Consider the following 19,992-nt stretch of genomic DNA (forward strand, 5'->3'; position numbering starts at 1 on the left):
GGGTTCCGGCCGCCCCTGACACAGGCCGGCCAATCAAATGGACAGGACTGCGACACCATGCGGCAACAATTACTCTCCCTCTACGAACAAGCGATTACCCGGCACGCCATCTGGGTGATCGTCGGATTGGCGCTGCTCGTCCTGCTGCTCGGCTACCAGGCCCGGAACTTCACTCTGGATGCGTCCGCAGAAAGCCTGCTGTTGGAGGGGGACGACGATCTGGAGTACTTCCGGACCATATCCGAGCGATATGGCTCCCAGGAATTCCTGGTGCTCACCTTCACCCCTGAAGAGCCTTTGTTTTCCGAACCGTCGCTGGATCATTTGAGCAACCTGCGCGACGACATCCGTGGAATTGAGGGTGTCGAGTCCGTCGTGTCGGTCATGGACGTGCCCCTGTTGTCGAACCCGCCGGTCCCCATGAGCGAACTGGTCAGTAATATCAAAACGCTGGAAGACCCGGCCGCCGATGTCGAGATGGCGCGGACCGAATTGGCCAACAGCCCTTTGTACGTCAACCTGCTGTTGAATCTGAGCGAGAACACCACGGCCCTGCAGATCAACCTGCCCCGGGATGAGGAAAAGGCCCGTCTGCTGGAGCTGCGTGAGGAACTGGAAACCCAGCGACAGAATCAGTCCCCCGAATTCGAACCGGAAGCCCTGGAGCGCATCGACGAGCAGATTCGGCTGCAAAACGCCTTGCGGGCCGACCGGGTTCACGAGGTGATCGAAGCCGTTCGCGACATTACCCGGGACTACCAAGCCTACGGTGAACTGCACCTGGGTGGTGTTCCCATGATCGCCGATGACATCATCAGTTTCGTGCGTAACGATCTCATTACCTTCGGCATCAGTGTCTTCCTGTTGCTGATCGCCACTCTGACGGTCATCTTTCGCAAACCACGCTGGGTGGCCGTACCGCTGCTGTGTTGTGGCGTCGTGGTGGTCAGCATGTTGGGCATACTGGGGTGGGGAGGCTGGCCGGTCACGGTGATCTCCAGCAACTTCATATCCCTGTTGCTGATCCTCACTCTGTCGATGTCCATCCACCTCATCGTTCGCTATCGCGAATTATTGCGCAAACACGATGACTGGGACCAACGACGACTGGTCACCATGGCGGTTCGTCGCATCGCCGTACCCTGCCTGTATATGGCGCTGACCACGGGCGTGGCCTTTATTTCGTTGATGTTCAGCGGCATCCGCCCCGTCATCAACTTCGGCTGGATGATGGCGCTGGGTATCGTGTGCGCCTTCATCATCACCTTTACGCTGTTTCCCTCCGTGTTGATGGTGTTGGGCAAGGACCGGCGCACCGCCGAAAGCAAGTCCGGCGGATTCACCACCCGTTGGTTCGCCCGGGTGACGCTGCGCTCCGGTAACTGGATTTTGGTGGCCAGTCTGGCGTTGGCCGGGTTCACCATCATCGGCATTACCCGCCTGGTGGTGGAAAACAGCTTCATCGACTATTTCGACGAAAGCACCGAAATCTACCAGGGCATGACGGTCATCGATCAGCGCCTGGGGGGAACCACGCCGCTCGAAGTACTGATCAATTTCCCCGGACCCTCGCCGGTCGACCGGTCCAGTGGCGAAACCGGTCAGCCGGAGGCGGACACCGAATCCTCCGATGCGTCCGGTGGCGATCCGTTTATGGAAGAAGGAGGAAGCGACGGCTTCGTCGAGGAAGATTTTCTCAGCATGGAGTCCGATAATGTCGGCCGATTCCAGGACGATTTCAACGTCGAGGACGACCCGAAAAAGTACTGGTTCACCGGCGATAAAATCGAACAAATCAAGAAACTGCACCAGTACCTGGATCGGCAGCCCGAAACCGGCAAGGTGCTGTCGCTGGCGACCATGGTCGAGATCGCCGAAGGGTTCAATGACGGCCAGCCGATGACCAATGTTCAGTTGGCGTTGCTCTACTCGGTGATTCCCAAGGAATTCCGCGACATCGTCATCGAACCTTATGTCTCGGTCGAACACAACCAGGCGCGGATCAATGTGCGCATGATCGACTCGCTCGATGATCTTGATCGGGATGCCTTCCTCGAACGTGTCCGTGAGGATGCCGTCGAGGAACTTGGCTTCGAACCCGGACAGATCAAATTGACCGGCATGATGGTCCTGTACAACAACATGCTGCAGAGCCTGTTCGGTTCGCAGATCATGACGCTGGGCGCTGTCTTCCTGGGGATTCTCGGCATGTTCATGCTGCTGTTTCGCAGCCTGAAACTCAGCCTGATCGCCATGGCGCCCAACCTTCTCGCCGCCACCTTCGTACTGGGGATCATGGGCTGGTTCGGCATTCCGCTCGACATGATGACCATCACCATCGCCAGTATCACGATCGGCATCGCCGTCGACAACACCATTCATTACATCGTCCGTTTCCGCCGAGAAATCCAGCGCGACGGGCACTACATCAAAGCCCTGAACCGCAGTCATAATTCCATCGGCAAGGCGATGTTCTATACCTCGATCACCATCATACTCGGGTTCGGAATTTTGATGCTGTCCAATTTCCGGCCGACGTTGTATTTCGGGTTGCTGACGGCCTTGGCCATGGCGGTAGCGCTGATCGGGGCTTTGACGTTACTACCGAGACTGATTGTGTTGTTCAAACCCTTCGGCCATGTGGTCGTGGACGGCCGCCGGGACGAATAGGGTGGGCATAGCCCACCGTGAAATCCCTCCTGGACTGGAAAAAGGAAAGCTCAGGGTCGCGCCAGCTTGGCCGGATCCAGCAGGTCCTTTAACTCGTCCCGGGACAAATCCGTCATTTCCTCGGCCACATCGAGCACCGGCCGCTGTTCCTTGTAGGCTTTCTTGGCAATGTCGGCCGCCTTCAAATAGCCCACCACCGGGTTCAGCGCCGTGACCAGAATGGGATTCCGGTGCAGGGGGTCGGCGATCGAGGATTCGTTAACCTTCAGCCCCGCAATGGCCTTTTCCGCCAGATGCTCGCAGGACGCTGTCATCAACCGACAGCCCTGCAACAGGTTCCGGCCGATCAACGGCAGAGTGACGTTCAGCTGAAAATTACCCGACTGGGCGCCGAGTGTAATGGCCGTATCAAAGCCAATCACCTGGTAAGCGGCCATGATCACCGCTTCCGGAATCACCGGATTCACCTTGCCGGGCATGATGCTGCTGCCCGGTTGCAACGCCGGCAACTCGATTTCCATCAGACCCGCCAGTGGGCCGCTGTTCATCCAGCGCAGGTCGTTGCTGATCTTGATCAGCGTGGTCGCCAGTCCCTTCAGTTGAGACGACAGCTCCAGCGACACATCCTGGGTGCTGATGCCGTAAAACGCATTGTTGTGCGGACAGAAATCGTCCTGTAAACGCTGATTGAGATGAAAACAAAACTGATCCGCGAACCCGTGGGGCGCGTTGATGCCGGTACCGATCGCGGTACCGCCCTGCGGCAACGCCTTCAACCGGGACAAACACTGTTGCAGCCGACGCTGACTGGCGCTCAGCGCCTCGCTCCAGGCCGAGAATTCCTGTTCCAGGGTCATCGGCATCGCATCCATCAAATGCGTACGACCCGTTTTCACCACATCCGCCAACTCCCGACCGCGCTCGTCGATGGTGTCGCGCAAGGCCGTGATGGCGGGCATGACCTGGCCTTCCACGGCCAGGGCGGCGCTCACCTGTATCGCGGTGGGAATGGTGTCGTTGCTGCTCTGACTGGCATTGATGTGGTCGTTCGGGCTGACGGTCTTGCCCAGCCGCTCGGAGGCCAGGTGCGCCAACACTTCGTTCACGTTCATGTTGGTGCTGGTGCCGGAGCCGGTCTGGTACACGTCCACCGGGAATTGTCGCTCCAGTTGCTCGGCGCTGATTTCGTTCACCGAGTCGACGATGGCTTTGGCGATGTCGGTGTCTAAAGTGCCCAGGCCGGCATTGGCCTCGGCCGCCGCGGCTTTGATGTTCAGACAGGCCTGGATAAAGGCCGTCGGCATAGGCTCGCCGGAGATTCGAAAGTTGTCGAGTGCCCGGGCTGTCTGAGCGCCATACAGCGCGTCATCCGGCACCTGCATCTCACCAAAACTGTCAGATTCCTTACGCATGGTGTGTTCTCCCATCGGTCGTTAATTCAGTGGTTACTTAACCTTCGGCTATCGTGGTTACTTATCACTGAGTGCCAGGAACCCGCACCGGCTGCTAGGGGTGCTCCTACGAGGTCGCCGTAGACCCATCCATGGGGGCTTAGCTTCGGCATCCATGCCTCAGATATCCTCGTATGAGCACCCCTAGCATCCGTCGCTAGCTCACCAGGAAGCCAAAACCCAGTAGTCGAGCATGAATGAATCTCTACCCACTGTAGTGGCGGTAAGTGGACTTTCCAATTGAATACTTAGTTCAAATGAAATGCGGGGGGAGGGTGGTAGGCGGTTGCATAGCTGACCAGTGCTTGGGGTTGGGGGTACTCTGGAGGGGACATCTGAGGCATGGATGCCGAAGTTAAGCGCCCATGGATGGGTCTACAGCGGTCCCCGGAAGAGTGCGCCCAGCCTCAAGCACGGGTTCTTGGCACAAAAGGCAACCCAGTAAAGGGAGCATATGGGCACAAAACCTTAATGGTTGCACATCAGGGGCAGAGTGGAAGGCAGCCCGGATTTCAGCAATCGGGTGAATTCGTCGGCCGGGATGGGTTTGCTGAAGAGGTAGCCCTGGACCTCGTTACAGCCGAGTGTCTCGACCAGGGCCAATTGGGTCGATGTCTCCACGCCTTCGGCCACGCTGATCAACCCCAGGCTCTGTGACAGCCGGATGATGCTGTTGATGATGTCCGCCGATCCGTCGTGTTCCTCCGCGTCCCGCAGGAAGCTCCGGTCGATCTTCAATCGGTTCACGGGAAAGCGTTGCAGGTAGGAGAGCGACGAATAACCCGTTCCGAAATCGTCCAGCGCCAGTCCCACGCCGATCTGTTTCATCCGATGCATTGTCCGGATCACCGGCTCCGTTTCCTCGAACAGGACCGCTTCGGTGAATTCCAGGGTCAGCCACTGCGGGTCCAGTTGATGCCGTTGCAGCGCGGATTGGACCGTTTTCAGAATATCGCTGCGGTAGAACTGGACCGCGGAGAGATTGACGGCCAATGAGATCGGGGGAACACCGTCGGCTTGCCAGATGGCGTTTTGACGGCAGGCGGCGTCGATGACCCATTCGCCGACGGTGACCATCAGGCCGGTTTCTTCCAGGATCGGGATGAACTGGTCCGGGGCAACCAGACCCCGCTCGGGATGTTGCCAGCGCAGCAAGGCTTCGGCGCCGACAATGCGGCCCTCGTGAATGTCGACCAACGGTTGGTAGTAGAGCACGAATTCCTGGCGTTCGATGGCCTGACGCAACTGGGTGATCAGCATCAGACGATCGTGTGCCTGGCGGTTCAGTTCCTGGGTGAAGAACTGGAAATTGCCGCGGCCCCGGTCTTTGGCGGCGTACATGGCGGCGTCGGCGGCACGCAAGAGGTCGTTCGGTGTGTCGCCGTCGGTCGGGTGAAAACCGATGCCGATGCTGGCACCGATGTGCAGTTCCAGATCGTCGACGGTGAAATATCGGGACAGCTCGGAGATGATTTTTTCCGCCAGCCGGGAGGGGCCCTCGGGGTCGTGCAGGGCGGGCATGCAGATGACGAATTCGTCACCACCCAGCCGGGCCATAGTGTCGCTGCGGCGAATGCAGGCCTGGAGGCGTTCGGCGACCAGTCGCAGCAACTGGTCGCCGATGTGGTGGCCGAGGGAGTCGTTGACGGTCTTGAACCGGTCCAGGTCAATCAGCATGACCGCGACCTGACAGTCTTCGCGCCGGGCCACGGCCAGGGCCTGTTCGATGCGGTCTTCAAGCAGGGTGCGGTTGGGCAGGCCGGTCAGGACATCGTGATGCGCCATATGGCGGATGCGGGCTTCGGTGCGGCTGCGCTGGATGGCGATGCCGGCGAGATGGACGGCGCTGGCGACCAGTTTCTGTTCTTCGGCGCTGGGTGTGTGAACATCCGGATGGTAGATGGCCAGCGAACCGAGCACTTCCCCTTCGGCACTGAAGATGGGGGTGGACCAGCAGGCCCGAAACCCGAAGGTCTCTCCCAGGTTCCGGTAGGGGGCCCACAGCGGACTTTCCTGAACATCGCTCACGACCACCGGTTTGGCAAAGTACATGGCCGTCCCGCAGGATCCGGCATTTGGGCCGGTTTTCAGGCCGCAGAGCGCGTTGCCGTATTGATCCGGGAAGGTGGGCGCCAGGGTGCGTTCGATGGTGCGACCGTCATCGGCCAGCAGGACAATGGTGGCGCGTCCGTCGGAGTGCTGATGGTCGATGAAGCGCAATAACGCTTCCAGAGTTTCCTCGGTGGGTGTGTCGGAAGCGATCAACTCAAGGATGTGGTATTGCCCTTCCCGCAAGGCTTCGGCGTGCTTGCGTTCGGTGATGTCCCGGGCGATGGCAGTAAAGTACCGCAAGCCGCCGGTTTCGAACTCCCCGAAAGACAGTTCGAGGGGGATGTCGTAGCCGTCGCGATGGCGACCGGTCAATTCCAGGTGTTCGCGGTTCAGCCGGCCAATCTGACTGGACAGGTAGTCGGCAAGCGAGCCGGAGGTCGAGGCCGGTGCCTGATTGGGAATGATCAGGGTGATGGGCTGGCCGAGCATGGACTGCCGGCTGTAGCCGAAGATTTTCTCCACCGTGGGGTTCACGAAGCTGATGCGATTGCCTTCATCGATGGTGATGATGGCGTCCAGGGCGGCCTCGGTCACCGAACGGTAACGGGACTCGGATTCGGTGAGCGCGACCTGGGCCCGTTGCCGTTCCTTGATTTCCGTCTGCATCTCAACCGTGGTGCGAAACAAGTCGCGGTTGATCCGTTCGTTGTCGCGCAGAGCCTCTTCCAGCGCCCGGGTCCGGTTGGTGACCTTCTCTTCGAGCATCAGGGCGGTCTGGAACAGGCTGAAGTCGGAGCCCTGGCTGCTCATACTGCGTTCGGCCCGATTCATCAGAGCGTCGATGATTTTGTTCAGGCGTCGGATTTCATCGTTGGGGTCGGGGTGGCTGAAGGGGGTCGGTTTCGGGTTCTTGTGATTACTCATGTGGCTCCCCCTTGACCGACCCGATGGCCAGACCGGTAAAGGTCTGGTTGACGTGCACACCGGCGTATTGTTCCCCATAGGTACTGAAGCCTACGGTGTGATTGTCCTGAAAGATGGTGCCGACGGCCTGTTTCAGACCGCCCTGGGAGATTTCCAGGTTGCGCAGGATGCAATCGCAGGCGATGACGGCCTGGGGTGGTCCGATGTCCTTGCGGATGTCGGCGAGGCTGTGTGTCAGGTTGTCGATCAGGTCCACACCTCGGGCCACGCGCAGGACAATGCCTTCGTCGATGGCGCAGTAAAAGGTCAGGCTGCCGTCGGGATTCACTTTTTGAATGGAGCGAACGTATTCATGGCCGTCGATCAGCACCACAACGGGCGAGGTGGCGAACCGCATCGGATTGAGGTCGTCGATGTCGGCGCCGACCAGGCGGGCGTATTCCTCTGCGGCGGGCAGGCCGTTGATCTCGAACACCAGCCGGCGGCTGGCGTCGGCGCTGGTCACGACCATACGCTGGTCGGTTGCGCTGAAATGCTGGGTCTTGAAGATGCGAAACGGATTGCGGGTGGTCGCCAGAACCAGGACGGCACTGTCATTGTGGAAACGGCCGTCGTGGTAGATCAGGGTCTGGTCGAAACGCAGGTCGTCGCCGGCGGAACCGCCGAACATGGGGATGCCGCCCAGCGCACTGTGCAGTGAACGGCTGACGGGTTCTTCCTGTTGCGACAGCCCGTCGATCATCAGAAAGGCAAAGCTGTTATAGGTCCCGGCCTGGGGCGCCAGGACCTCGAGGTGGCGCATCAGCCCCTGAACGAAATTCTTTCCCTGGGTGATCTCGAAGGTGTGGAGTGGGTGAATCAGGCCGGTGACAGCCTGGAAACTGTCCGCGGGGAAGCTGGCTCCACTGAGACTGTAATCGAGATAGCCGCCGGGGCCGATCTCACCGGCGGTGGTACAGCCGACGACGAGGGTATCGGTGAACAGGCGGTCCATTTCAGCGGCCAGGGCGTCCAGGTCGTATTGGCTGGAGCAGAAAAACAGCACCAGAGCGGTGTCTTCCTGGCTCACCTGAGTATGAAAGTCCCTCACGGCCTGAACCGGATCCCGTTCTGTGGTTTGGCCACTGCGTATCTGCGGAGGGCTGACCATCACTGCGTACTCCAATGGTGTCGGTCGGCGGCGTTTATCGGTGGGCTGGACATTGTTGTTTCCCGATCGTTACCGAACATTGTGCGGCACGTCACAAAAACGCCTTTTTGTCTAAGTGTAGTCGAGATTACTGGAATGGGGGGTGGGATGGCTTTCCGGGACACGATGAAAGGATCGGGTGGACCGGAGCGAGCCACCCGACATGATATTGATCGATCAGGCTTCCACCGGCGCTTCCAGCCGGTTCACCTCGAACGCACGGACACGACGATTGTCGGCATTGATAACGCGGATGATGAGGTCGCCCAGGGTAATGGACTCGTCGCGCTTGGGCACCTTGCCGAACTGATGCATGATGATGCCGCCGATGGTGTCGAATTCCTCGTCGCTGAATTCGGTGCCGAAGTGCTCGTTGAAGTCTTCGATCGGTGTCAGGGCCTGAACCACGAAGCCGCCGCTGCCGTTGGGGCGGATATTGGCGTCGGCGGCGTCGTCGTGTTCGTCTTCGATCTCGCCGACGATCTCCTCGAGCACATCCTCGATGGTGACCAGGCCGGCGGTCTGGCTGTATTCGTCGACGACAACCGCCATATGGTTGCGGTTGCTGCGAAAGTCCTTGAGCAGAACGTTGAGACGCTTGCTTTCGGGGACAAAGTTGACCGACCGAATGACGCTCTTGAGACGGCTTTGCATGTCGTCGAGGTTGAAGCTGGTTTGCAGGCCGAGGCCGAGCAGGTCCTTGGCGAGCAGGACACCGACGACCTCGTCGGAGTTTTCACCCAGTACCGGAAAGCGGGAGTGGCCGGAATCGACGATTTTCCCCAGCCATTGCTGAATGCTTTCATCGGTCTCCAGGCTGACCATTTGCGAGCGGGGGATCATGATGTCACGGACGTGCATGTCCGAGACGTTCATGGCCCCTTCGATTATCTTGAAGGCTTCGCCGTCCAGGATGTCGCGTTCCTGGGCGTCTTTGAGCACGTTGAGCACGTCCTCTCGATCTTTGGGCTCCCCGGTGAAGGCGTCTGAAAGGCGTTCCAGCCAGGTTCGCTTCCCGGGGCCGCTACTCGTAGGTCGATCGTCGCTCATGGCGTCAGTTTTCCTCTGTTGCTGTCGAGTCGGAGCCGTTATTCGGTCCGGTCTGTCCCTGATTCCTCGGGGAGCAGGTAAGGGTCGGGCAGGCCGAGATTGGCCAGAATGTCCCGTTCAAGCTGTTCCATGTGTTCGGCCTCATCCGCGTCGATGTGGTCATAGCCGAGCAAATGCAAGGTACCGTGAACCACCATATGCGCCCAGTGGTGCCGTTCCGGTTTGCCCTGTTCGTGCGCTTCACGCCGCACCACCGGAGCACAAATGACCAGGTCGCCCAGCAGCGCCTGGAGTTCCTCGTCGTCGATGCCCTCGGGCACCTCGAACGGAAACGACAGGACATTGGTGGGGTAGTCCTTGTCGCGATAGGTCCGGTTCAGTGTCCGGCTTTCGGTTTCGTCCACCAGGCGCACACTGACCTCGGCCCGTTCGCGCCGTCCACTCAGGGCGGCCTGGAGCCAGGAGGTCAGTTGGGCGGCGTCGGGGAGGTCGTCCTGCGTGCTCGCGGACTGCAGATCCAGGGTCAGGTTCATTGGCTGTCGAGTTCGTCGTAGGCGTCCACGATGCGCTGGACCAGGGGGTGGCGAACCACGTCCTTGGATCCGAATTGGGTGATGCTGATGCCGTCCACGTTTTGCAGGATGGACAGGGCATGCGCCAGACCGGAGCTCTGACCGCGCGGCAGGTCGACCTGGGTCGGGTCGCCATTGATGACGGCGGTGGAGCCGAAGCCGATGCGGGTGAGGAACATCTTCATCTGTTCACGGGTGGTGTTCTGGCTCTCGTCCAGAATGATGAAGGCGTTGCTCAGGGTACGGCCACGCATGTAGGCCAGCGGAGCGACTTCGATCACGTTCCGCTCGATCAGCCGGTCGACTTTTTCGAAACCCAGCATTTCATAGAGGGCGTCGTACAGCGGCCGCAGGTAGGGGTCGACTTTCTGGCTCAGGTCGCCGGGCAGGAAACCGAGTTTTTCACCGGCTTCGACGGCGGGGCGTACCAGGACGATGCGTTTGATCTGGTCCTTTTGCAGCGCCTCGACGGCGCAGGCAACCGCGAGAAATGTCTTGCCGGTGCCCGCCGGACCGACGCCGAAATTGACGTCGTTGGTGAGGACGTTGTGCACGTAGGCGCGCTGGTTGGGTCCGCGCGGCTTGACCACGGACTTGGGCGTGTGCAGGACGTAGAGTTTGGTGTCGTGCAGTGGGCCATCGTCGGTGGTTTTGAGGGTTTCGACCTCGGAAGTCTGCAGGAAGAGGTTGATGGTGTCCGGCAGCAGGTCCTTGCCCCCTTTGGTTTCCCGATACAGACGCTTGATGATGTCTTCGGCGGCTTGGAGACTCTCGTCTTCGCCTTGAAGTTCAAAGCGGTTGCCCCGGTTGAGAACGCGGACGTCCAGGCGTTCTTCGATCTGCTTCAGGTTGTCGTTGGCCAGGCCGCATAGGCTGGCCAGTCGTTGGGGGTTGTCGGGCTGCAGCTCGAATTGCCGCAAACCCGCCACCGGAGTATCCGCTCCGGCCGTTGACTGGTTACTCAAAGTGGGTCGAGTCCTCTTGGTCTGTCTCTATAGTTGCAAGGATACGCACGGTCCCCCGCTTGTCAAAATGCCATTGGTCTAAGAACGTGGCTGCTTATTCCCATTGGGTTGTGTTTCGTGCCAATGGTCCGCGACCGGCGCCTGGGTATGCTCTCTCCGGGTCGCTGTGAACCCCTCCATGGGCGCTAGACCGAAACATCCATGTTTCGGACTCCCCTGCGTGAGCATACCCAGGCACCGGTCGCTCACCTTGGTACCAAATTCAACCATGCCCCCCTGGGAAGGGGATGTATGTTCGGCACGGCAACAAGCCCCTGAGGCGGAGGTAGCCCTCCCAGGGGATGTGGGCAGCAGGGATCGCTGCCGTCAAGCCCCCATGGATGGGTTCACGGCGGCCCCAGGGAGGGCTACCCCCGCCTCAGGGGCGAACCCAGCCACGGAATCTTCAACTAATACGCCAAATCCTCATTAACGACCTCACCTCGCAAGCTGTTCGCGTACGCCTCGGTGATCTTCACCTGAACGAATTTCCCGATCAGGCTGTCGTCGTCGCACTCGAAGAAAGTGATCCGGTTGTTCTCGGTCCGACCGGACAGTTCCGCCGGATTTCGCTTGGACCGCTCGGTCACCAGGATGATCTGGGTGCTGCCGACCATGCGCCGACTGATGCGCTGCGCCTGCTGGGTGATGCGGTCCTGGAGGATGGCCAGGCGCTGTTTCTTTAGCGTTTCAGGCGTATCGTCGTCCAGCTGGGCGGCGGGTGTGCCGGGGCGCTGGCTGTAGACGAAGCTGAAGCTGTGGTCGAAACCGATGCGCTGGATCAGGTTCATGGTGGCTTCGAAGTCGGCTTCGGTTTCGCCGGGGAAGCCGATGATGAAGTCGGAGGAGAAGCTGATATCCGGGCGGTTGGCGCGGATGCGCTCCATCTTGTCGATGTACTCCTCACAGGTATGGCCGCGTTTCATGGCGGCGAGTATGGCGTCGGAGCCGCTCTGGACCGGCAGGTGCAGGTGGCTGACGAGTTCGGGGACGTCTTTGTAGACGTCGACCAGGGATTCGCTGAATTCGACCGGGTGGCTGGTGGTAAAGCGGATGCGGTCGATGCCGTCGATCTGGGCGGCGAGGGTGATCAGCTCGGCGAGGTCGGCTTCGCCGCCGTCGTGCTTGGTGCCGCGATAGGCGTTGACGTTCTGGCCGAGGAAGTTGATTTCGCGCACGCCCTGGCTGGCGAGGTGGGCGACTTCGGCGATGACGTCGTCGTAGGGACGGCTGACTTCCTCGCCCCGGGTGTAGGGGACGACACAGAAGGTGCAGTATTTGGAGCAGCCTTCCATGATGGAGACGAAGGCGGAGACGCCGTCGCTCTTGGGCGCGGGCAGGTGGTCGAACTTTTCGATCTCGGGGAAGGTGACGTCGACCATGGCGATGCGGTTGCCGGCGCCGTTGACCGGGGTGCCGCTGGAAGCATCCAGCATGGTGGGCAGGCGGTGCAGGGTTTGCGGACCGAAGATCATGTCGACGTAGGGCGCGCGATCGGAGATGGCTTCGCCTTCCTGGGAGGCGACGCAGCCGCCGACGCCGATCTTGAGGTCGGGGTTTTTGGCTTTGAGCTGTTTCCAGCGGCCGAGCTGGTGGAAGACCTTCTCCTGGGCTTTTTCGCGGATGGAGCAGGTGTTCAACAACAGGACGTCCGCGTCCTCGGCGTTGTCGGTCAACTCATAACCGTGGCTGTCACCGAGCAGGTCCGCCATGCGTGACGAGTCGTATTCGTTCATTTGGCAGCCGTGGGTCTTGATGAAGAGTTTCTTGGTCATGAGCCTTGTCGTCTTCGGTCAGTGAGGTTCAGGGCGCGCGATTATACGCCCTAGACCGCCTCGACCCAAATTCCGAACGTCATTCGAGCCGGGGAATCGTTAACCGGCGCCCCGGCCGTTGAATCAAGCCGTGTCCGGGTCCATATAGCGAATGAAATTCGGTGCCGATTGACTGGGCACGGTTCCAATCCATAGACAGGATGTATCAACTGTTATGACCGATAAAAAAGCCATCTATCGGGTAGCCTTTGTCAATCAGGACAAGGTGTACGAGGTGTATTGCGCCCGGGTCTTCCATAGCGACCTTTACGGGTTCATCGAGGTGGAGGAGATGATCTTCGGAGAACGCAGCAAGGTGCTGGTCGACCCCGGCGAGGAGAAGCTGCAGAAGGAATTCGCCGGTGTGAAGCGCAGCTACATACCGATGCACGCCATCATTCGCATTGACGAGGTGGAGCAGGAAGGCGTCGCCAAGATCAGCGACAGTAAAGCCAGTCCGGTGGTGGCCTTTCCGGGCGGAAGTCCGGGTCGCAAGGGTGATTGACGGCATCTTTGCGTGCCGAAGACTGGCCGAATGAACCCAACCGTCTATACTCAACGTATAAATGGCATCGACGAGCAACCGGTCGGTGCTCACTTTGTCCTTGGCAACAAGAGGTTTTGGCTATGTCCACTTTTCTGGCCATCGTCGCTCTGGGCGTAATGGCTCTGAGCCTGTACAAGCAGTCCCAACAGCCCAAACCCGTGCGCATCGAAGTCCGGGACGAACGCGCCGAATTGCGCGCACGCCGTCGTCGCTGAGCGTCCAACCCTGCCCGGACCCCGGGGCAGGGCCGGTCAGAGTGCCGGCCGCCGAGCCCAGATCGTCATCATCCCCAGCAGCAGGACCGCCGGTAAGGTGGCCCACAACAGGGGACTCCAGCCCAGTTGGAACAACAGCCAGCCGGCGCCCAACGAGGCGGCCGCCTGGGTCCCGAATACCATGAAATCGTTCAGTGCCTGAACCCGAAACCGCTCCGCGCCACGGTAGCACTGCGGCAGCAGGCTGGTGCCCGCCACAAACAGGAAATTCCACCCCACACCGAGCAGTATCAGGGTCGCGCCGTAATGGCCGACCGTGCGGCCGCTGAGTCCGGCGATGATCATGCCCGCGTATATGGCCATACCGGCGATCAGTAGACGGACGGGGCCGAAGCGACGGATCAACCAGCCGGTGGCCAGGGAAGGGACGAACATGGCCAGGATGTGGGCCTGTATGGCCGTCTTGGTTATGGCCAGGCTGTGGTGATCCATTTCGTGCATGCTGATCGGTGCGGCCGTCATTACCAGACTCATGACGCTGTAGGAGACGGCTCCGGCCAATAAGGCAAGCCACAGCAAGGGCTGCGACAACAGGGCGGACCAGGCCCGGCCGTCGCCCTCGTGGATCGCCGCTTCCACCACCTCGGTGTCCCGGTAACCGAACAGGATCAACAGGCTGACTACCCCCTGCAACAGCGTCAGCAGCAGGAAGGAGCCCGCATACGGCTGATCCAGCAGGTGCTCGCCACGGGCACCTGCTTCGGGCCCCACCAGGGCCGCGAATATCCCGCCCAGCAACAGCAGAGACACCGCCTGCCCCTGACGTGATTCCTCGACGCCCTCCATTGCCGCGAATCGGTATTGATTGACGAACGCCATGTTGAAACCCAGACAGGCCGTGGCCAGAAGCAGCAAAAAGAACTGACCCTGAACCAGCGCCAAGAAGCCGATCAGGGTACCGGTAACGGCGACCAGGTTGCCCAGCAGAAACCCGAGGCGGCGACCAAAGCGACGCATGATCATCGAGGCCGGGATGGTGCTCAGGGCTGTGGCCAGCACCAGCAGGGCCAGCGGCAGTGTCGCCAGACCGGGCGAGGGTGCCAGGCGGGCGCCGACCAGGCCGCCGATCAGAATGACCAGCGGCGGTGCCGTCATCGAGAACGCCTGCATGGCGATGAGTATCGACAGATTTCGGTTCAGAATGGGCATCGGGAGTCCTTATCGTTCCGGGCATTCAGGGGGGCGGAGTGTGAGCCTTTCAGCCACTGTAAGGTCAAGCGGCGAACAGTGTCCCACAGCCAGTCATCCAAGGCGAGACATGTGACGTAGGTCTCTTTGGTTGAAATTTAACCAGTGGACTCTATAATCGCGCGGTTCGCAAAATGTCGAGTTGAAGAGGATATTCATGCACATGCTCAGTCCAAGGACCTGGTTGACGGTCGTTTTTGCGTTTGGTTTCGAGCTGGCACTGGCCGAGCCGAGCGAAGCGGCACCGGCGGAATTGCCGGATATGGCCAGCATTACCGACGTCTCCAAGAAGAAAGAGACTTTTTTCGAATTTCTGAATCCCATCGTTCAGAGCGTCAATCAACGCATCGAGGCCGAACGCGCCTGGTTGTTGCAGATGCGCCGGAAAGCCCGCCAGGGCCATGATTTCCTGCCCTGGCAGATCGAGACGATGGCCGAACTCGGCCGCCACTACGAAGTCGAGGCCGAGCCGGGGTCGGATTCGTATTTCGATGTGATGATGCACCGGGTCGACATCATTCCGGCCTCCCTGGTCCTGGCCCAGGCCGCGAACGAGAGCGCCTGGGGCACCAGCCGGTTCGCCGTGGAGGGGAATAATCTGTTCGGGCAATGGTGTTTTGCCGAAGGGTGCGGTCTCGTACCGGCGGGCCGGCCGGAAGGCGAAAGCTACGAAGTGAAGCTGTTCGATTCGGTGGCGGACTCGGTCGAGGCTTATTTTCAGAACGTCAACACCCACCCGCCTTATCGCGAGCTGCGTAACATTCGAGCGGAACTCCGCTATCTCGGCATGCCGGCCAGCAGTCTGGACCTGGTGTGGGGGCTAGAGGGCTATTCGATCCGGGGCGAAGAGTATATCCGCGAGCTGACCGAGATGATTCGGTACAACGACCTCGGCCAATACGACGAACTGCCGTTCTACGCCCTTAACTGACCCGTTCCCGAAAGCGCCGGCCTCTTGCCGGCCTTTCCACCGGAGCCTCTTGCGCTCGCCCGCCAAAAGCCTTACAACATCGCCGGTATTTTCGACAGGAACCGCCATGTTTACCGGTATTGTCCAGAACACGGCTCCCATTCGCTGGGAGTCGCAGTCCGAACAGCTCAAGACCCTCTCCCTGCCCCTGACGGAGCAGCAGCGCTCCGGTCTGGCCATTGGTGCCAGCATCGCCCTGAACGGCACCTGCCTGACCGTCACGCGCATCGAGGATGACCGTGCCTGGTTCGACATCATGATGGAAAGCCTCCGGGTGACGAACCTGGGGGACTTGCGCGATGGCGACCCGGTCAACGTTGAACGGGCCGCCCGTTTCGGCGACGACATCGGCGGCCATGTGATGTCCGGCCATGTGCATGCCACGGTCCCGGTGGTCGAGGTGGAACGGCCCGAGAACAACTGCATCATCTGGTTTGGCCTGACCCCCGAATTGCGCGCCTACCTGTTCCCGAAGGGATATGTGGGTCTGAACGGCTGCAGCCTGACCATCGGTGAAGTGCGCGACGACCGCTTCAATGTATTTCTGATACCGGAAACCCTGCAGGTGACCACTTTCGGCCAGGTCGAGGTTGGCCAGCGGATCAATCTGGAGATCGATGCCCACACCCAGGCGATCGTCGATACCCTGAACCGCATGCGCGAGGCCGGCCAGCTATGATCTTCGCCGGCGCACCGACCCGGGAGGTCGTCTGGCAATGTCCGGATTTCGACCACCTCGATACCCGTACCCTCTATGACCTGCTGGCTCTGCGCACGGCGGTGTTTGTCGTCGAGCAGAACTGTCCGTATCAGGAACTGGATGGCAAGGACGCGATGGCCTGGCATCTGATGGGGCACCAGGGCGGCGAGCTGGTGGCCACCGCGCGGATCCTGCCGCCCGGTGCCAGTTACGACAACCCCAGTATCGGCCGGGTCGTCACCGACCCGTCGGCCCGGGGGCAGGGGCTTGGCGTTAAGTTGATGGAGGAGGCGGTCAACCGCTGCCTGAACCTCTTTCCGGATACGCCCATCGAAATCGGCGCCCAGGCGCATCTGGTCGACTTTTACAGTCGGTTCAGGTTCAAACCCAACAGCGACACCTACCTGGAAGACGGCATTCCGCATCTGGATATGATTCGCCAGGCTTAATCAGGTACCACGTACACCTGATAATACCGATCATTAGTACTATTGGGACTGTAGAGCTCGATAATGATAAGTGACTCTACGATAGGATCTCGTTCCGTCGTCGAACGGAACGGTTTCGTCTTTAAAAGTTAGGGTGAAAGGACGGCCGACTTCGGGGTCCGCAAGAGATTCGAAATTCTCACCTGTGACTCGATAGTAGTTGATCAATAAACTAATCACCTGTTCCTCGGAACAGGTTAGTGTGTTGTCCGATGATAAGGTGTAAGTGACCTTTCCTGTAAATGGTGATTCTGTGTATGCCTCTTCGCTCAGGCAATCAAGTAGATTTTCTGTAAAAAGCATGGATGCCGTGAATTGAATGGAAGGTTCTTTATCCATTCGCCTGGAGTAGATGTAGCGATGAGTTCTTTTCCCAGGTACTGGGTAATATCCATTCTCCAGGTGCATTAGTTCAATGTGTTGGTGAGGGATGTTGCCTTCACCTTCCGGGTAGTGCTCCGAATGTGAAGCCATAGGATTTCCTAGCAGTATTCTTCTGGCCGTAGTGTTCTTGACTTCATATACTACTTGCATATGAGTTTCTGGAAAGCATAAGTACTCATCGAGTCCTGGTGTACACTCTGGCTCTATTATTTCGTTTCCAGGCATGCAACCGTATAGTAATGCTACCGACAATGGAATAAGCGGTTTCATTATTCGCTTCCTTTAATAAGTTAAGTCGATATTCAGACAGTGAATGAAAACAAGGCCTGGTCGTTACTCAATTCCTGGTGTGTAGTTAGGTCTTGGATTGTTCGAGACTTGATACAAGTATCTAACACCGTAGATGTCCCAGGGTGATAGCCAAGTGCCATATAGTGTTTTGTTTCTTGTCCAAAACTGGCAGCCACGATTTTCGTGTGAAGAATTTTTAATGATGTTTTCACGCTTACAGTAGTCTAATTCAGCTGCGTAGTGCATCACTGAATTGTAGTCGTAAGGAGAACCATAGGTGTTTGGGTCAACTGTGCGGCAATTTTTTGCTCCATTGTTGCACACCAAATCTACTCTAACAAAATGATTCCTGTCTGGACGTTGGTGCTCGTGTTTCATGCCCAGCGTGTGTAGTACTTCATGAGAAAGGTGGCTCAATGAAGGGTTCGTTCGGCTGTAGCTGGATGATTGCAAGAATTTCAAATCTCTGTGCGTAACGTTATAGTGAATTCTCCCTTTGAAAGACCGCCCCACTGTGGCGCACGCAATAGGGCATTTCGACTCGTAACCACCAAATTCAACCTTCACATAGGATCTGGATGTGCGCCACCGAAAGCGACGCCACCATGTATTCTTGTAACGTTTGAAGTTGATGCCGGTTACTTGACTTAGATCGTTCAATTCCAGATAAAAACGGTCTTTTACCCGGTTCCTAAGCACACTCGATGCACTCCAGCCAGCATTTTTTGAGTCAACGAAGTACCGTACGGTACGATTCTTCCAGAGTCGCTTGCTGCTTCTCCAGAGCCCCAAGCTTCGTTCTCCCCCATTGGAAGGTGCGGCATTCACAATCTGTCGTTCATGCAGTACTTCCAGCGCTGAAATTGAGGTGTCGCCCAAGTGATAGTAACCATCTTCCGGGTAAATCAGTTCCACGCCGGTGGTTTCACCCAATTCGTTTGTGACTTCGATTTCCAATGGTAATTGGTCCAGGTTTTCGAAGGCTGCGTCGAATTCGGAAACAATTAGAGCCATTGCTTCTTCGACTTCAGGTTGTGATTCCAGGAATTCATCTATCAGGGCTTCTTCTTCATCGGAAAACTCGTATTCCTCATCATGACTGAAAGCACGAGTAGAAGAACGCTCCGAGCGTTGTTCTAAAAATCGAACCAAGGCATCTCGACCTGGGTGTGAATGTATTGGGGTTCTGCTTTGAAACTTGGAATCTTGGCCTGGTTCATCTTTTAGTAGTGACAGTATTCGTTCCTCTGCCACAGCTATTTCATGAGCAACCAGGGGAAGAGATGCTTCAACAGATGCTTCTGCATGGTCGGGTTTCAATTCAACCTGTTCGTTGTTGCAAGCTGCTAAGGTATGAAGCGCCAGCAGGATGATAAGCGGGAAGGCAGCCGACTTTAATGGGAGTATGCTCACTGTATAATCCTTTTCCTTGTAAGAGGCAAGTCAATACCATTGACTTGATCGATAGCGGGCGTGGAATTTATGCTAGGCTGAATAATCGCTCAACGACCGTTGGTAATTTATGTGATCGAGTTCCCTTAAATACTGAAAGTAGAAACTATTTGGTGGGGATGACCCAAACCATGGGTGGCTATTTCTTATCCAATAATTGCATGGAAGGTCATTAGGTTGGTTTATCCCGCTAGCGCCTCCTTTCTCGTTCCAGATCCCTGGTGAAATGCTCGACATACGTTAGGTGCTCTTCGGCAGCCCGCCGGGCCGCGGCCGGGTCTCTACGATATATCGCCTCGAACAATTGAGTGTGCTGGCGCATCAGCTTGGCGCGGGTCTCCGGCCGACGCGCCAGACCGCCGATGTTGGTGATGACATTGCTTTTCAACAGGTTGAACAGACCCTGAAGGGTTTGCTGAAACACCCGATTGTGACTGGCGGCGGCGATGGCCAGATGGAAGCGGGCGTCGGCCTGACCTTCAGCATCCAGGTCATGCCCCTGGTGCGTTTGACGCAGATATTGATAAGCACGCTCCAGTCGCTGCAGATCCGCCTCGGTGGCGCGTTCGGCGGCCAGTGCCGCGCATTGGCCTTCAAGCGTCAGTCGGTATTCCAGTAGTTCGGCGTGCAGTTCGGCCCGATCCGGAATGGAGGTGAGCAACCCGGCCAGGGGGCTGTCCCGGGGCTCGCCGTAGTGTTCGGAGACAAAGGTTCCACCACCGCGCCGACTCTCGATCAGACCCTGGCTCTTCAGGCTTTGCAGCGCTTCGCGCACCAGGGGGCGGCTGGTGTCGTGGGTGATCGCCAGCAGTCGCTCCGATGGCAACTTGTCGCCGGGGCGCAGGTCGCCGTTCAACAGTTGCTGCTCCAGGGCGGCGCGGACACGTTCGGCTCGATTCGTTACCATTGGTCAGACCACTTGTCAGAAAGTTCAGGCCTTGAGAAGCCGCCAACCACGCGTTCCAGGCCGG

General features: G+C 58.5%; 17 protein-coding genes. 6 read left to right on the forward strand and 11 right to left on the reverse strand.

Annotated elements, in window-relative coordinates; genetic code table 11:
• Positions 1-57 precede the first annotated feature (57 nt).
• Positions 58-2,670 (forward strand): efflux RND transporter permease subunit, encoded by a 2,613-nt coding sequence (locus IE111_RS20840; RefSeq protein ID WP_189612474.1) that lies wholly within the window; start codon positions 58-60, stop codon positions 2,668-2,670.
• A gap of 50 nt (positions 2,671-2,720) precedes the next feature.
• On the opposite strand, the gene IE111_RS20845 is transcribed toward IE111_RS20840, so the two are convergent.
• From IE111_RS20845 to miaB, 7 genes are all read right to left on the reverse strand, one after another.
• Positions 2,721-4,082 carry a class II fumarate hydratase gene (locus IE111_RS20845; RefSeq protein WP_229805462.1) on the reverse strand — a complete coding sequence of 454 codons (1,362 nt, stop codon included), beginning with the start codon at positions 4,080-4,082 and terminating at the stop codon, positions 2,721-2,723.
• 507 nt (positions 4,083-4,589) lie between these two features.
• Entirely contained in the window at positions 4,590-7,097 is a 2,508-nt protein-coding gene (locus tag IE111_RS20850; protein WP_189612478.1) for a sensor domain-containing protein, read from the reverse strand.
• On the reverse strand, positions 7,090-8,247 hold the full coding sequence (gene nosP, locus IE111_RS20855) for a nitric oxide-sensing protein NosP (RefSeq protein WP_189612571.1): 1,158 nt from the start codon (positions 8,245-8,247) through the stop codon (positions 7,090-7,092). Before nosP ends, IE111_RS20850 begins: the two co-directional genes overlap by 8 nt.
• A 216-nt stretch (positions 8,248-8,463) precedes the next feature.
• The gene (locus tag IE111_RS20860) at positions 8,464-9,336 is read right to left on the reverse strand and encodes a CorC family transporter (RefSeq protein ID WP_189612485.1); all 873 of its coding nucleotides are present in this window, start codon (positions 9,334-9,336) and stop codon (positions 8,464-8,466) included.
• Positions 9,337-9,374: 38 nt separating this feature from the next.
• Positions 9,375-9,869 (reverse strand): rRNA maturation RNase YbeY, encoded by a 495-nt coding sequence (gene ybeY / locus IE111_RS20865; protein ID WP_189612487.1) that lies wholly within the window; start codon positions 9,867-9,869, stop codon positions 9,375-9,377.
• A complete protein-coding gene (locus tag IE111_RS20870) occupies positions 9,866-10,873 on the reverse strand; it encodes a PhoH family protein (protein WP_229805463.1) in 1,008 nt (335 codons plus the stop codon). Before IE111_RS20870 ends, ybeY begins: the two co-directional genes overlap by 4 nt.
• Before the next feature lie 449 nt (positions 10,874-11,322).
• Positions 11,323-12,687, reverse strand: a complete 1,365-nt coding sequence (gene miaB / locus IE111_RS20875) for a tRNA (N6-isopentenyl adenosine(37)-C2)-methylthiotransferase MiaB (RefSeq protein ID WP_189612489.1) — start codon at positions 12,685-12,687, stop codon at positions 11,323-11,325.
• Positions 12,688-12,901: 214 nt separating this feature from the next.
• Here miaB and IE111_RS20880 point away from each other — a divergent pair, with 214 nt between their 5' ends.
• Positions 12,902-13,231, forward strand: coding sequence for a DUF1820 family protein (locus IE111_RS20880; protein WP_189612491.1), 330 nt, complete (start codon positions 12,902-12,904; stop codon positions 13,229-13,231).
• Positions 13,232-13,353: 122 nt separating this feature from the next.
• Entirely contained in the window at positions 13,354-13,488 is a 135-nt protein-coding gene (locus IE111_RS24675; protein WP_268245051.1) for a hypothetical protein, read from the forward strand.
• Positions 13,489-13,524: 36 nt separating this feature from the next.
• Here the strand turns inward: IE111_RS24675 and IE111_RS20885 are convergent, their stop codons facing one another.
• Complete coding sequence (locus IE111_RS20885; protein ID WP_189612493.1) at positions 13,525-14,697, reverse strand: MFS transporter; 1,173 nt, start codon at positions 14,695-14,697, stop codon at positions 13,525-13,527.
• Positions 14,698-14,899: 202 nt separating this feature from the next.
• On the opposite strand from IE111_RS20885, the gene IE111_RS20890 reads away from it, so the two are divergent.
• The 3 genes from IE111_RS20890 to IE111_RS20900 all read left to right on the forward strand — a co-directional run bounded on the left by IE111_RS20890 (position 14,900) and on the right by IE111_RS20900 (position 16,855).
• Complete coding sequence (locus tag IE111_RS20890; RefSeq protein WP_189612495.1) at positions 14,900-15,667, forward strand: glucosaminidase domain-containing protein; 768 nt, start codon at positions 14,900-14,902, stop codon at positions 15,665-15,667.
• Positions 15,668-15,773: 106 nt separating this feature from the next.
• A complete protein-coding gene (locus IE111_RS20895) occupies positions 15,774-16,385 on the forward strand; it encodes a riboflavin synthase subunit alpha (RefSeq protein WP_189612497.1) in 612 nt (203 codons plus the stop codon).
• Positions 16,382-16,855, forward strand: coding sequence for a GNAT family N-acetyltransferase (locus tag IE111_RS20900; protein WP_189612498.1), 474 nt, complete (start codon positions 16,382-16,384; stop codon positions 16,853-16,855). Before IE111_RS20895 ends, IE111_RS20900 begins: the two co-directional genes overlap by 4 nt.
• 39 nt (positions 16,856-16,894) lie before the next feature.
• Here IE111_RS20900 and IE111_RS20905 read toward each other — a convergent pair whose 3' ends face one another.
• The 3 genes from IE111_RS20905 to IE111_RS20915 form a co-directional block, all read right to left on the reverse strand.
• Complete coding sequence (locus IE111_RS20905) at positions 16,895-17,548, reverse strand: hypothetical protein (protein WP_189612500.1); 654 nt, start codon at positions 17,546-17,548, stop codon at positions 16,895-16,897.
• Positions 17,549-17,611: 63 nt separating this feature from the next.
• Entirely contained in the window at positions 17,612-18,982 is a 1,371-nt protein-coding gene (locus tag IE111_RS20910) for a M12 family metallopeptidase (protein WP_189612502.1), read from the reverse strand.
• Positions 18,983-19,211: 229 nt separating this feature from the next.
• Entirely contained in the window at positions 19,212-19,928 is a 717-nt protein-coding gene (locus IE111_RS20915; protein WP_189612504.1) for a FadR/GntR family transcriptional regulator, read from the reverse strand.
• Positions 19,929-19,992 lie beyond the last annotated feature (64 nt).

Origin of the sequence: Saccharospirillum salsuginis (genome assembly GCF_014651855.1) — a bacterium.
Taxonomy (GTDB): domain Bacteria; phylum Pseudomonadota; class Gammaproteobacteria; order Pseudomonadales; family Natronospirillaceae; genus Saccharospirillum; species Saccharospirillum salsuginis.